13 protein-coding genes are annotated in these 11,899 nt (G+C 62.0%); 6 read left to right on the forward strand and 7 right to left on the reverse strand.

All coding sequences use genetic code 11. The features are described 5' to 3' along the window. The first annotated feature begins 167 nt into the window (after positions 1–167). Both ABI660_RS05515 and ABI660_RS05520 read left to right on the forward strand, forming a co-directional pair. Positions 168–314, forward strand: coding sequence for a hypothetical protein (locus ABI660_RS05515; protein ID WP_348065768.1), 147 nt, complete (start codon positions 168–170; stop codon positions 312–314). After that, entirely contained in the window at positions 304–642 is a 339-nt protein-coding gene (locus ABI660_RS05520; RefSeq protein WP_348065770.1) for a hypothetical protein, read from the forward strand. Before ABI660_RS05515 ends, ABI660_RS05520 begins: the two co-directional genes overlap by 11 nt. Before the next feature lie 164 nt (positions 643–806). Here the strand turns inward: ABI660_RS05520 and ABI660_RS05525 are convergent, their stop codons facing one another. The 4 genes from ABI660_RS05525 to ABI660_RS05540 all read right to left on the reverse strand — a co-directional run bounded on the left by ABI660_RS05525 (position 807) and on the right by ABI660_RS05540 (position 4,708). Beyond that, positions 807–1,772, reverse strand: coding sequence for a PA2169 family four-helix-bundle protein (locus ABI660_RS05525; protein WP_348065772.1), 966 nt, complete (start codon positions 1,770–1,772; stop codon positions 807–809). A 178-nt stretch (positions 1,773–1,950) separates the two neighbouring features. Then, positions 1,951–2,679 (reverse strand): glutathione S-transferase, encoded by a 729-nt coding sequence (locus ABI660_RS05530; protein WP_348065774.1) that lies wholly within the window; start codon positions 2,677–2,679, stop codon positions 1,951–1,953. 100 nt (positions 2,680–2,779) lie between these two features. Continuing rightward, positions 2,780–3,955, reverse strand: coding sequence for a class I SAM-dependent methyltransferase (locus ABI660_RS05535; protein WP_348065776.1), 1,176 nt, complete (start codon positions 3,953–3,955; stop codon positions 2,780–2,782). 150 nt (positions 3,956–4,105) lie between these two features. Further along, positions 4,106–4,708 carry a hypothetical protein gene (locus ABI660_RS05540; RefSeq protein WP_348065778.1) on the reverse strand — a complete coding sequence of 201 codons (603 nt, stop codon included), beginning with the start codon at positions 4,706–4,708 and terminating at the stop codon, positions 4,106–4,108. Between the two features lie 345 nt (positions 4,709–5,053). Between ABI660_RS05540 and ABI660_RS05545 the strand changes: the two genes are divergently transcribed. The 3 genes from ABI660_RS05545 (at position 5,054) to ABI660_RS05555 (ending at position 7,694) form a co-directional block, all read left to right on the forward strand. After that, positions 5,054–5,224: a hypothetical protein gene (locus ABI660_RS05545; RefSeq protein ID WP_348065780.1), complete on the forward strand. Its 171-nt coding sequence runs from the start codon at positions 5,054–5,056 to the stop codon at positions 5,222–5,224. A gap of 219 nt (positions 5,225–5,443) precedes the next feature. After that, positions 5,444–6,481 carry an OmpA family protein gene (locus ABI660_RS05550; RefSeq protein ID WP_348065782.1) on the forward strand — a complete coding sequence of 346 codons (1,038 nt, stop codon included), beginning with the start codon at positions 5,444–5,446 and terminating at the stop codon, positions 6,479–6,481. 337 nt (positions 6,482–6,818) lie between these two features. Continuing rightward, positions 6,819–7,694, forward strand: coding sequence for an Ldh family oxidoreductase (locus ABI660_RS05555; protein ID WP_348065784.1), 876 nt, complete (start codon positions 6,819–6,821; stop codon positions 7,692–7,694). A 60-nt stretch (positions 7,695–7,754) separates the two neighbouring features. Here ABI660_RS05555 and ABI660_RS05560 read toward each other — a convergent pair whose 3' ends face one another. From ABI660_RS05560 to ABI660_RS05570, 3 genes are read right to left on the reverse strand one after another with little or no spacing between them, the layout of a single operon-like run. Next, positions 7,755–9,251, reverse strand: coding sequence for a tripartite tricarboxylate transporter permease (locus tag ABI660_RS05560; protein WP_348065786.1), 1,497 nt, complete (start codon positions 9,249–9,251; stop codon positions 7,755–7,757). Between the two features lie 41 nt (positions 9,252–9,292). Then, complete coding sequence (locus tag ABI660_RS05565) at positions 9,293–9,766, reverse strand: tripartite tricarboxylate transporter TctB family protein (RefSeq protein WP_348065788.1); 474 nt, start codon at positions 9,764–9,766, stop codon at positions 9,293–9,295. A gap of 18 nt (positions 9,767–9,784) precedes the next feature. Further along, the gene (locus tag ABI660_RS05570) at positions 9,785–10,777 is read right to left on the reverse strand and encodes a tripartite tricarboxylate transporter substrate binding protein (RefSeq protein WP_348065790.1); all 993 of its coding nucleotides are present in this window, start codon (positions 10,775–10,777) and stop codon (positions 9,785–9,787) included. A gap of 516 nt (positions 10,778–11,293) precedes the next feature. Between ABI660_RS05570 and ABI660_RS05575 the strand changes: the two genes are divergently transcribed. Beyond that, positions 11,294–11,899, forward strand: a 606-nt coding sequence (locus ABI660_RS05575; RefSeq protein WP_348065792.1) for a substrate-binding domain-containing protein, incomplete at its 3' end; no start/stop codon positions are given.

Genomic DNA, 11,899 nt, shown 5'->3' on the forward strand with positions numbered 1-11,899 from the left:
TGCAGCATCACAAGGGCATGGGCAGCGCGCTGACAAGCGGTCGGCGCGGGGGCGGGTGTTTACCCGGGCGGCCGCGTCGTATCTTCAGTTGAAATTCCCATCGACCCGAGCGCGTCCTGGCGCTGAGTGGATTCTTTTCCTTCTGCCTCTTGCCTCCGGAGCACGCCATGAAGCATTTGTTGACTGCCCTGCCCGCCCTGCTTGTTTTGGGCCTGCTCGCTGGGTGCCCGCAATCAAAAGTACCCGACAAGCCAACCCTGGTTCCTGAGCCCAAGGCAAGCCTGAGCCCGCAACGGTACACCTTTGAAATCTGACAACTCACGCCCCACCCTTTGGCTCTTGAGCCTGGCCTGCGCTGGCCTGTCCGGGATGCTGACCGGCTGCGGCCTGCAGGAACGGCAAGCTGAGTCGCCCCCGCAAACCGTGCAGCTCGACGGCCAGACCTATCGGATAGAGCAGATCACTGCCAGCACCTGGTTGGCACACGCTCCACGTGGCCTGGCGGAAGGCCCGGAGAAGACAGCCGTCCTGGTCAAGGCGATTGAAAAGGCCTCAAACTGCAAGGTGACGGACAGCAATTTCAGCGCACAGGGCACCGTGCTGAATGCCCAGGTGGACTGCGGCAGCAAGCTGAAAAATTAGCAAAAACAGCCTCTAGCCCTTGCCACACGTTGGCTGGTAGCTATCTAATCCATAGCGTGTTCGGCCCTTTGTCGCACGGTAAGTGCTGGGCACTGGCTGGTTTCCTACTGCGCTACGGGCAAAAAAAAGCTGGCACGCTGCCAGCTTTTTTTACGCCTGCGGCGTCAGGAGGCAGTGTTCAGCGCGTCACGCATGGCCTTAATCTGGTCATGGTTGCGTTGCGTGCCCTGAGCCTGCCGTTGCACCAAGTGTTTCACCGCGAGCGGCAGGTTCTCCTTGAGCGCCTTGCGGTAGCGGGCGACCGCCGCGTCTTCACCGCGTTCGCACTCCTTGAGCATGGCCAGGTCGCTGTAACCCGCTAGGGTCCCGCGCACAGACACCCAGCCGCGGTGCATGGCGCCGCTGACGGTGCCGCCCTCGTCTGGTTCGCCACCCAGCTGGCGGATCTGCGTTGCCAGCTCGGCCGCAGCGCCGCGGCATTCGTCGGCATGGCGCAGCAGCAGGGTTTTGACATCTTGCGCTTTCACATGTTCCGCGCAGGCAGTAAAGCCATATTCGCCATCCCGGCACGACTCGACGAGGTCGTTGAGTATGTCAATCACGTCGTCGTTGTCCTCAACCTGCCCGGAGATGGTGCTGGGCGAGAGTTGGTCGTCAACCCGCATCCAGGCCGCGCGGCTGGCGGCCTCGGCTTCCGGCCAGCTCAGGTTGGAGCTGTCCTTGCGGCCGTCCCAGTGAACGGCGAGGTCGGTTTGCGCGTCGTCAAATGTGCCGGTGTAGTTGGTGCGCCCGTACAAGCCCAGCCGGTAGGCGGGCGCATAGTCGTCGAAACTGCGGCCCGTCTGGTAATACGGCTCCCGCGTGTATTGCTGACGCCAGTAGGCTTCTTCCGCGGTCGGGTTGATGGCTTCGGCCACGGCCTTGCCGCCAAGCCCGCCAGCTACGGCGCCGACCACTGCACCGGCCACGGCACCTGCCGGGCCGCCGAATGCACCAGCGGCAGCACCTGCCGCTGCACCACCCGCCGCAGCGCCGAGACCGGTGCCCACCGGGTGCGCGCCCGGCGCGTCAGTGATGGGGTCAAGGTTCTGGTGTTGCTGCTGATCCTTCTCGTACTCGTCCAGTGCCATGGTGTTGCTCCTTCAATGATGATGAATGAGAACTGGATCGATGCCCCGGCTGGAGCCAAAGCATCTCGCTGCACAAGCGCAGTTTTTCCGGTTCAGAAATTCATCGTCGCGCGGCATCACAGGGCCTGTGGTCAGGCGAGGACAAACCGGCATGTAGGAGAAGACGCCGTACGCTGTTTCAGGCGTCCAGCTCGGGATATCGCCGGAAGATTCCGTCTTCGTTGAAGGGGATACGCCGCTCGCTCGCGAGGTAGCTCGCCACGCGTCGGTGCTGTGCAATGCGGGCGTGCATGCCAGTGACATGCGGCGCCCGCTTCAGTGTGCGCCGCGCCGCCGTGGGGAATGCATACAGCAGGCCCTCGACCAGCTGGAACAGCGACAGGTCGGCATAACTCAGGCGCGCGCCCACCAGATGCGCCGGCCCCGATGGGTTGCGCGCAAGCACGTTTTCAAACCAGGCAAGGAATTTGGGGATGCGCTGTTCACGGAAGGCCTTCGCCCGCTTGGCCGCCTCTTTCTTCTGGTCTTCGTAATACAGGCCGGTGGCAATCGGGTGGTGGGTCTCGTGCACCTCCGCCACGGCATCGGCAAGGGTCAGCTGCAGCTGGTGCGTCCACAAACGCTTCGCCTCGCTTTTGCCGACCAGGCCCAGGCGAGGCCCGAGGTAGAGCAGGATTGCCGCGGTCTGGCCAACGATGAGCTTGCCGTCGACCAGGAAGGGTGGCGCAAACGGCGGGTGTTGTACCTGCGGGCTCTTGAGGTAATGCATCATCGGCCCCTCGCCCTGCCCTTTGCTTTCGGGGCCGCGCGCCACGTCAAGGTAGCTGGCACCGGCCGCCTCCAGCGCCAGGCGAACAAATTCCCCGCGGCCCTGGATCGTTGGCCAGTAATGCAATTCATAAGGCATGGAATTTTCCTTTTGAAACAGCGGAAACAGCGTTTACCCATCAAAATAGCTGCTAGCCCTTTCCCATAAAGCGCCAGCAGCTATTCTTTTTATAGCATATTCAGAGCGACGCAGCAGCCGCCAGGCGCCAGAGCGAGGTGACTTCAGCCGCACGCGCGGCATGCAGCGCATCGCTTGCATCGCCGGCCTTGGGATGTTGTGGCCGGGTGTCCACGCGGGAAAGCACGTGCAAACCGGCAGCGTCTATCCACGCCATCAGCTCGCCGCGCGGGCGCAGGCCCAGGTGTTCGGCCAGGTCCGACAGGATGAGCCAGCCTTCCCCGCCGGGCACCAGGTGCGCGGCCAGCCCTTGCAGGAAGCCACGCAGCATGCGGCTGTCCGGGTCATAGACCGCATGCTCGAGCGGCGAGCTGGGCCGCGCCGGAACCCAGGGCGGGTTGCAGACCACCAGCGGTGCGCGCCCAGGCGGAAACAAATCCACCTGCTGCAACTCGACACGCGTTGCCAGCCCGAGCCGTGCCAGGTTCTCGCGCGCGCAAGCCAGCGCGCGCGGGTCCTGGTCCGTCGCAAGCACCTGCTGCACACCCCGGCGCGCGAGGATGGCCGCAAGTACACCCGTGCCGGTGCCGATGTCAAAAGCCAGGCTGCCGGAGGCCAGCGCAGGCGGCAGCGGCGCTTCGGCCACCAGGGCCAGGTATTCGCCGCGCACCGGAGCAAACACGCCGTAGTGCGGGTGAATGCGCTCACCGCCCAACGCGGCCAACTCCACCCCTTTCTTGCGCCATTCGTGCGCGCTGATCAGACCCAGCAGTTCGCGCAGCGAGGTGACATAGGTGCCCTGTGTCGCATCGCCCGGGCCATAGGCTTCGCTGCAGGCCCGCGACACCTCCGGCGCTCGCCGCAGGGTGACGTGGTGTGCACCGTTAAACTCCATCACCAGCATGGCCAGCGTGCGTGCGCGCTGCGACTGGGCCTGCCGATGCAGGTTGAACGCGTCCACCGGCGAGATGGTGGACGCACCAGGCTTGGCCTTTTTTTCTTTTTTGGGTTTGTCGATGCGCCTGGCCAGGGCTTGCAGCAGTTGCCGCGCATTCTGGAAATCACCACGCCACAGGATGGCCGTGCCCTCGCTGGCGAGTCGAAAGGCGGCGTCGGCCGTCAGCGTGTCGTTGGCCACCTGCACCCTGCGGGGTGGGGCTGCGCCGCTTTCAGAACGCCAGCGCGCAGAACGGCTCTCTTCGCCTTCAGTCCAGTGGACGCGGGCCGGCCCGGTCATGCCGGTGCTTTCGATGCAGGGCCGAAGGAGCAGGCGCGAAGCAAGGGCTGCAGACGCAGGAAGAAAAAAGGCATCGGATCAAGCCGGTCAGTGAACAGACCGTCATTATCCTGCCCGCGCTGCTGCGGGCGCGTTCACCCGGCGGACCCGCTAGCGGCTGTCTTTGCTGTCCGGACCGGTCAGCGGCGCGAGGTCGGACGAGTAGGTACGGTCACCGATGGTCATCTCGCTGCTGTTTTGCCAAGCGGACTCAAAGGCGGCCAGCTCCTGCGCGGTGGCGCGTTCATAACGGCGCACATTCGCGACTCGCTTTGACTCAGGTGTCAGCGTACCGCTGTCCGGCCCCGCCGCAGCCTCGGCACGCTGGGGGTCAAAGCCCCGGAGTTCTTCGTTAACGCGCCAGTAAACAGCTGACACACCCAGCGCATAACGGGCCAGGGCGTTTTTTCCGATGGTGGTGCCCAGGGCGGCCAGTGCCCGCTGGCTGCCTTGCTCGCCGTCCATGAAGTCCGTGGACAGGTCCACCATCACCACGAAGCTGTGGCCACGTCTGTCGGCGCGTACGACTTTGAACTTGTAGCTTCCGCTCAGAATGCCCCGGCCCTCCATCGTGGTTTGGACGGAGTCAAAAAGCATTTCGCGGCGAAATGCCATCCGTTCGTCCAGGCTCATCTTGACGGGCCCGGTTTCTCCCGGATCGCTCTCCTTCTGACTGTGCGAAGAAGAAGAAAAAAGGTTTTGAAAAAAAGACATGGCGTAAATATCTCTTTGAACGACGTATGCCAACCCTGTTGCCAAATTCCTTTGGGCTTATTGCTTGTTGACAAAGCCTGCATGCCACTTGGCCAACACAAACATCGTATGCTTTTAGTTACAGGTTGTCATCTTCTGATACACAGCAATTTGAGTGTCTACTTCTGTGATAAATGACAAAAAAGACTACCAAATACCTCATGTTGAAATTATTTTTAGAACTTTTTCATGATTGACGTTTTTTCTGCCGACAAGCGGCTTTCTCCGACAAGAGCAAGAGCCAGTGCCCGATAGGTGCGACATGCATCGCTGCCGATACTGGCCCCTCCACTTCAGGAGGAAGACATGTCTTTTGCACTTTATATGGTTGGCTTCGCGATTTTTCTGGCCGGCTTGGTCTGGGGCGCGTTTGAAGCCGGCATTCCCCATGTCTATATCGGCATCGGTGCGCTGGTGATCCTGGGCATCGGGATTTTCAGCGCTGTCAGCCGCACGCGCACCAAAGACCCTTCTTAAGGCCTGCTTCGGCGCCTGCCTGGCCCCGCCGCGTGCGGGGCTTTTTTATGGGGCTTGCAGCTGTCGGTGCTGCAGCCAAAGGTGTTAGGAGGTGTCCCACACCATCATGCGCAAGAAACTTAAGCAACGCCCTTGCAACAGAAGCAATGCTTCGTTACGCGCGCGGCGGCTCGCTGCAAGCGAAACATTCCATCCATTGCTTCTTGAAGGACACCCCCCATGAAAGTTACTTGCGTAAGAAACATCTTCGCTGCTGCAGCGGTCCTGGTCAGCATGGCGCCGTCGCTGCTTATGGCCCAGACGCCGACGGTGATTACCGACAACCCGTCGTGGTACATCATGCCCAGCATCAGTGTGATTGATCCGGACTCCCGCTTTGCCGGAAGCAAGAATTTCGGTTCGCTGGGCCTGCGTTTCGGCAAGGCGATATCGCCCTCGTGGGACCTGCAGCTTGGCGGGACCACCGGGCGGGTCACCAACAACGGCATTCGCTACGAGCAATCCGCTCTGGGGGTGGATGCCCTTTACCTTATCAATCGCAGCGGTTTTCGTCCCTTCCTGCTTGCCGGCATAGGGGCCGAGCGCAACAAACTGCCGACGGCGAGCCACACCTCGCCCTACGTCAACCTGGGTGTGGGTTTCCAGCTCGCGCTGTCCGATCAGTGGTTCCTGCAGACAGACCTGCGCCGCAGCCGTGCCTTCCAGCGCGACAACACGTTCGGGGTTGACCGCACCCACAGCAACTCGCTCAATTTCGGCCTGAGTTATTACTTTGACAAGCCGGTGCGGCCTCAGATGGCACAGTACACCCCCCCAGCACCAGCAGTTGCGCCCGAGACGTCACCGCCCCCGCCGCCACCTCCTCCTCCAGCGCGGTTCGAACGCGTGACCCTGTCGGCGACGGAGCTTTTCGCTTTCGACAGCGCCGTGCTGGCGGGGCCGCAGCCCAAGCTTGATGACATCGCGCGAGTGCTCAGCGCCGGGCAATACAACGGCAACATCACCGTGACCGGCTACACCGACCGCCTGGGTTCGGAGGCCTACAACCAGCGGCTTTCGCAGCGCCGTGCCGATGCGGTCAAGGCCTACCTGACCGGCAAGGGCGTCAGCGCCGACCGCTTGACAGCCGTCGGCCGGGGCGAAACCAACCCGGTGGTGAGCTGCAACGACCGCCAGCGCGCCGACCTTATCAAATGCTTGGCGCCCAACCGCCGCGTGGAAGTCGAGGAAATCGTTATCGAGCGCCGCGTCAATTGAGACCCCGGTGTCCCAGTGTCGGGGGCGTACCGAGTGCTGGTGGCCTTTGGGTAAAGGAAAAGCCGGCCTTGTGCCGGTTTTTTCTTGTGCGGCCTGGCCCGAGTGTCCCTAGAATCAGTTTTGCCCGGAGCATCCTGTACGCGAAATATGAATAAAACAAGGTCCCAGCCCATATGTGGCGGGCGCAATAAGCTATCAAATAAATAGCAAAACGGGAGACACACCATGCGCTACAAGCACAACGACCTGACCAACTACGCCACAGCACTGCTGGGCGCCGCCGGCCTGGATGCACAAGGCCGGGGCCGTCGCCGGCATCCTTGTTCAGGGAGACCTCATGGGCCACAGCACCCATGGCCTGGCGCTGCTGCCGGGTTACCTTGCCGAACTTGAATCCGGCGCCATGCGCAAGCAGGGCGAGCCCGGCGTGGTGGCTGACCACCCTGCTGCCCTCACCTGGGACGGTCTGCGGCTACCGGGGCCGTGGCTGGTCCTTCGCGCCATGGAGATCGCGGCGCAACGCGCCCGCACCCAAGGAACCTGCACAGTGGTCATCCGCCGCAGCCATCACATTGCCTGCCTGGCGGCGTATCTTCAGCGCGCCACTGACCAGGGTTTGCTGATGCTGCTGACCTGCTCCGACCCCAACACTGCCAGCGTGGCACCTTTCGGCGGACTCGATGCCGCGTTCACACCCAACCCGATTGCCGCGGGCATCCCCACCAATGACATTCCTGTTCTGATGGACGTGTCTACCTCTGCCACAACCAACGGCCTGACCAACCGCCTGCACAAGGAAGGCGGCCGCCTGCCGGCGGCCTGGGTGATGGATGGCCATGGCGTGGCAGGCGACGACCCCGCCGTGTTGTTCAAGGAACCCAACGGCACCATTCTGCCGCTGGGCGGCATGGACTCGGGGCACAAGGGTTACGGCCTCACGCTGTTGATGGAAGCCCTCACCGGCGGTCTGGCGGGCCACGGACGCGCTGATGCCAAAGAGGGCTGGGGCGCCACGGTGTTTTTGCAGATCATCGACCCGCGCGCCTTCGCAGGGCTGGATGCCTTCACGCGGCAGACCGGCCATATCACCGACGCATGCCTCCGGCAAAAGCGGCCACAGCCGTCAGGACGCCGGGCGAAAAAGGTGTGGCGCTGGCCGGCGAACAAAGCCGCTCGGGCGTGGCGCTTTACCCGTCCATCCTGCCGGCGCTAAGGCCGTGGGCCGCAAAGCTGGGCGTGCCAGAGCCCGCAGCTATCGGCTGACGCAGGCAGTTCAGGCCGGCACAGCTGCGTTGCGGCGCCGCAGCCAGCCCATGGCGATGGGCGTGAACCACACCAGGAGAGTGACTGCGGCGAGTGTGGCGGCAATGGGCCGACCCACAAAAGCCAGCAGGTTGCCGTCGGACTTGATCATGGAGGTGATGAAGTTTTCCTCCAGCATGCCGCCCAGCACCACGCCCAGAATGGCCGGCGCGATTGGAAACCGGTTTTCCTCGAGCACATAGGCGATCACGCCCGCGACCAGCATCACGCCGACTTCAAACAGCGAGTTGTTGATGGCAAAAGTGCCGACGATGCAGAACATCAGGATGATGGGCATCAGCAGGTTACGCGGCACTCTGAGGATGCGCCTGGCCACCTTGATGCACAAGATGCCCATGGGCACCATGATGATGTTGGCGACGATGAAAAGCAGGAACACCGCGTAGATGTTTTGTGGATTGGTGGTGAACAGCGACGGGCCGGGGTTCATGTTTTTCATGTAGAGCACACCGATCACGATGGCTGTGATCGAGTCACCCGGAATGCCGAACACCAGCGCCGGAATCCAGGCGCCGGCCAGGGCGCTGTTGTTGGCGGCGCCCGACTCCACGATGCCTTCGACATGGCCGGTGCCGAACTTTTCGGGCTCTTTCGAGAACTTCTTGCTCATGGCATACGACATCCACGCCGCAATGTCGGCGCCAGCGCCCGGCAGCGCACCCACCGCCGTGCCCAGCACGCTGCCGCGCAGAATCTGCTTTGGGTATTTTTTTGCCAGCGCCCACTGCCCGGCCAGCACATTGCCCACTTTCTCGACCACCAGTTCAGGCGGCGGGCTGGTGTCCACCACAAAGCGGATGAGCTCAGAGATCGCAAACATGCCAATCATCATGGAGATCATGCCGATGCCGCCCATCATTTCGGTGTTGCCGAAAGTAAAGCGCGGAAAGCCGGCCGGGTTGCCCAAGCCCACGCAGGCCACCAGCAAGCCAAGAAACAGGGTGATCAGGCCTTTGACGGGCCGATCCGAAGTGATGAACACCGCGCAGGTCAGGCCCAGCAGCACCAACCAGAAATACTCGAAGGAGCTGAACCGGGTGGCGAACTCCGCCAACGCGGGAGCGGCAACGATCAGCACCAGCGTGCCGAACAATCCGCCCACCGCCGAGAACACCAGGCCGGCACCGAGGGCCGTTTCGGCCTGGCCTTTTCTGGTCATGGCGAAGGCTTCGTCGGCATAGGCCGCTGACGCGGGCGTACCGGGAATGCGCAGCAGGCAGCCGGGAATGTCGCCCGAAAAAATGGCCATGGCGGTGGCCGTCACGATGGCAGCGATGGCCGGAATCGGCGCCATGAAAAAAGTCACAGGCACCAGCAGCGCGATAGCCATGGTGGCCGTCAGGCCCGGCACCGCGCCCACAAAAAGCCCGTACAGCGCGGCAAGCACCATCACCATCAGGGTATAGGGCTCGAAAACCATGAAAAAAGCCTGTCCAACAGCGGTCATGGCGCGTCAGCTCCCCGGTGGGTCCTGGATGTCAAGGGTGTCTACCAGGCGTAGCCCTGCAGCACGCCCCAGGGCAGTGGCACACGCAGCAGCTTGTAGAAGGCGAAGTGAATCACCAGCGTGGCCAGCACGGCAACTCCCACGGACTTGCCCAGAGGGACCCGCAGCACATAAAACAAAGCCGACAGAATGATGGCAGAGCTCAACAGGAAGCCCAGCTTCTGGGACACCAGCATGTAAAACACAATGGCGCCTGTCAGCACCGCAAACGCCAGCAGATGGCGCGGCGAGCGTGTCCAGTCCTGCAGCACCAGCCACGGCACCGAGGCACGCTCGCGCCAGCCGCGCACCAGCAGGATCAAGCCGCCCACACACAGCCCGGCGGCAATCAGGCCCGGAAACAGTGCCGGCCCCACCTGCTGCCCCGGTATCTTCGGGAACGCCTGCACGACGAACAGAATCGTGGCGCCCAGCGCCAGCAGCAATACGCCGAAGACGGCGTCGTTGAGTTTCATGCGCGGTTTTGCTATCTACTACTTGGCGATGCCCACGGCCTTCATGGTGGCCCCAAGTTCGGCATCAGACTTGGCCATGAATTTTGCAAAATCGTCAGGGCCGGCATAAATCACCCCATAGCCCTGCTTGGCCATGAACTCGTTGTATTCCTTGCTGGCGGCAATTTTCTTGAGGGCGGTGCTGAGCTTGTCGCGCGCCTCTGCGGGAATGCCCTTGGGCGCGACGATGCCGCGCCAGGCGGCCATGGTCCAGTCGCTGCCAATGGCCGATTTGAGCGTCGGCACATTCGGGTAAAGCGCGGAAGATTTGTCATTCATGATGGCCAGGCTTTTGACCTTGCCCGCGTCAATCAGCGAACGCGATTCGGGCAGCGAGACAGGAGCCACTTCCACACCGCCGGCAATCATGTCCTGCAGACCCGGCGCCGCGCCGTTGCTGGGCACCCAGGGCAAGGCCGCAGGATCAATTTTCTGGTCGCGCAGGAGGCCGGCAATGGCCAGGTGCCAGATGCCGCCCTGCCCCGTGCCCGAGGCCTTGAACTTGCCGGGGTTGGCCTTGATGGCCGCCAGCAGATCGTTGATTGTTTTGTAGGGCGCGTCGGCACGCACCTGCACACCGGCCGGGTCGGCGTTGACCAACCCCAGCGGCGTATAGGAAGCGCCGGTGAGCTCGGTCAAACCCTGCCAGTGCATCATGCCGATCTCCACCGTTGCCATGCCGATGGTGTAGCCATCGGCCGCTGCACTGGCAATTGCCGAGTGCCCCACGACACCGCTGCCGCCGGTGCGGTTGACCACCGTAACGGGCTGGCCGATCTCTTTTTCCAGCAGGCTGGCAATGATGCGGGCCGTGGCATCGGTGCCACCGCCGGCCCCCCAGGGCACGATCAGGGTGACAGGCCGTGCCGGATAACCCTGCGCAGTCACCGGAAGGGCCGCAGCCATCAACACCAGACCCGCCAGGGTTGCTGCGGCGCGCGTGACAAATGAACGGCGTGAAGAAGCGGGCATGAGTGTCTCCTTGGAGGGACTGTGGATAAGGTCGAGGGCTTGCCAAGCAAGCATCTTTTTGCAGCGAGCTGCCTGCGAACAGGGCGTCCGAGAGCAGTTCCGCGGTCACTCTAGAACAATTGGGCGGCCCTGGCCACTAGGGCGAACCATAGCATCGTATGACGATAGAAAATTTCGGCATAAAAAAGAAATGGCTCTGAAAGACCAATTCCATATTGAATCCATTGCTATCACATATATAGCAACCCACCCAGCTTCGGGAGCAAGCACCCGGACGAGATAACCGCCCCGGCGACATCGGGCGAGAACCTGGCGTTACAGAAATTATCCAAATTTCCAGCAAGGCCCCCGATGCTGGGGTTTGTCCCTACGCGCAGAATTTTTCGGGTCAACATAATTAGTGCGTCGTCCAAACTAATTCTCAGTTGCCGCGTTGGCAGCAGGACGATGACCGGAATTAAACCGAGCTTTTCAAAACCACATGCCTGACTTTAGGCAGAACCATCGGAGACATCCATGAAACTAAAAACTTCCCTTACTGCAATGGCACTCAGCCTGGCCGCTGCTGGCGCATTCGCACAGGTGACGGTTGGCGTCAGCTGGTCCAACTTCCAGGAAGAACGCTGGAAAACCGACGAGGCCGCCATCAAGACGCAGCTTGAAAAGCTGGGTGCCAAATACATCAGTGCGGATGCCGCAGGTTCTCCCGAAAAACAGCTGGCGGACATTGACGGGCTGATGGCCAAGGGTGCCAAGGTCCTGATCGTGCTGGCCATGGACAAGGACGCCATCCTGCCGGCCGTGAACAAGGCCAACAAGCAAAAAGTGCCTGTCATCGCCTACGACCGCCTGATTGAGGCGCCTGGCGTGTTCTACATCACCTTTGACAACAAGGAAGTCGGCCGCATGCAGGCCCGAGCCGTGTTCAAGGCCAAGCCCAAGGGCAACTACGTGATGATCAAGGGCTCCCCCACTGACCCCAATGCCAATTTCTTGCGTGAAGGCCAGCAGGAAATCATTGGTGCCGCCGTCAAGAAAGGCGACATCAAGATCGTGGGCGAGGAATATACAGATGGCTGGAAGCCTGAAGTCGCGCAGAAAAACATGGAACAGATCCTGACC

The sequence above is a fragment of the Polaromonas sp. genome, assembly GCF_039930745.1.
Classification (GTDB): Bacteria; Pseudomonadota; Gammaproteobacteria; order Burkholderiales; family Burkholderiaceae_C; genus Polaromonas.

Excerpts from the sequence above, each read along its gene's own strand:
- ABI660_RS05515 (WP_348065768.1), top strand. The coding sequence starts at position 168 with ATGAAGCATTTGTTGACTGCCCTGCCCGCCCTGCTTGTTTTGGGCCTG.
- ABI660_RS05525 (WP_348065772.1), bottom strand. The coding sequence starts at position 1,772 with ATGGCACTGGACGAGTACGAGAAGGATCAGCAGCAACACCAGAACCTT.
- ABI660_RS05530 (WP_348065774.1), bottom strand. The coding sequence starts at position 2,679 with ATGCCTTATGAATTGCATTACTGGCCAACGATCCAGGGCCGCGGGGAA.
- ABI660_RS05535 (WP_348065776.1), bottom strand. The coding sequence starts at position 3,955 with ATGACCGGGCCGGCCCGCGTCCACTGGACTGAAGGCGAAGAGAGCCGT.
- ABI660_RS05540 (WP_348065778.1), bottom strand. The coding sequence starts at position 4,708 with ATGTCTTTTTTTCAAAACCTTTTTTCTTCTTCTTCGCACAGTCAGAAG.
- ABI660_RS05545 (WP_348065780.1), top strand. The coding sequence starts at position 5,054 with ATGTCTTTTGCACTTTATATGGTTGGCTTCGCGATTTTTCTGGCCGGC.
- ABI660_RS05550 (WP_348065782.1), top strand. The coding sequence starts at position 5,444 with ATGAAAGTTACTTGCGTAAGAAACATCTTCGCTGCTGCAGCGGTCCTG.
- ABI660_RS05555 (WP_348065784.1), top strand. The coding sequence starts at position 6,819 with ATGGGCCACAGCACCCATGGCCTGGCGCTGCTGCCGGGTTACCTTGCC.
- ABI660_RS05560 (WP_348065786.1), bottom strand. The coding sequence starts at position 9,251 with ATGACCGCTGTTGGACAGGCTTTTTTCATGGTTTTCGAGCCCTATACC.
- ABI660_RS05565 (WP_348065788.1), bottom strand. The coding sequence starts at position 9,766 with ATGAAACTCAACGACGCCGTCTTCGGCGTATTGCTGCTGGCGCTGGGC.
- ABI660_RS05570 (WP_348065790.1), bottom strand. The coding sequence starts at position 10,777 with ATGCCCGCTTCTTCACGCCGTTCATTTGTCACGCGCGCCGCAGCAACC.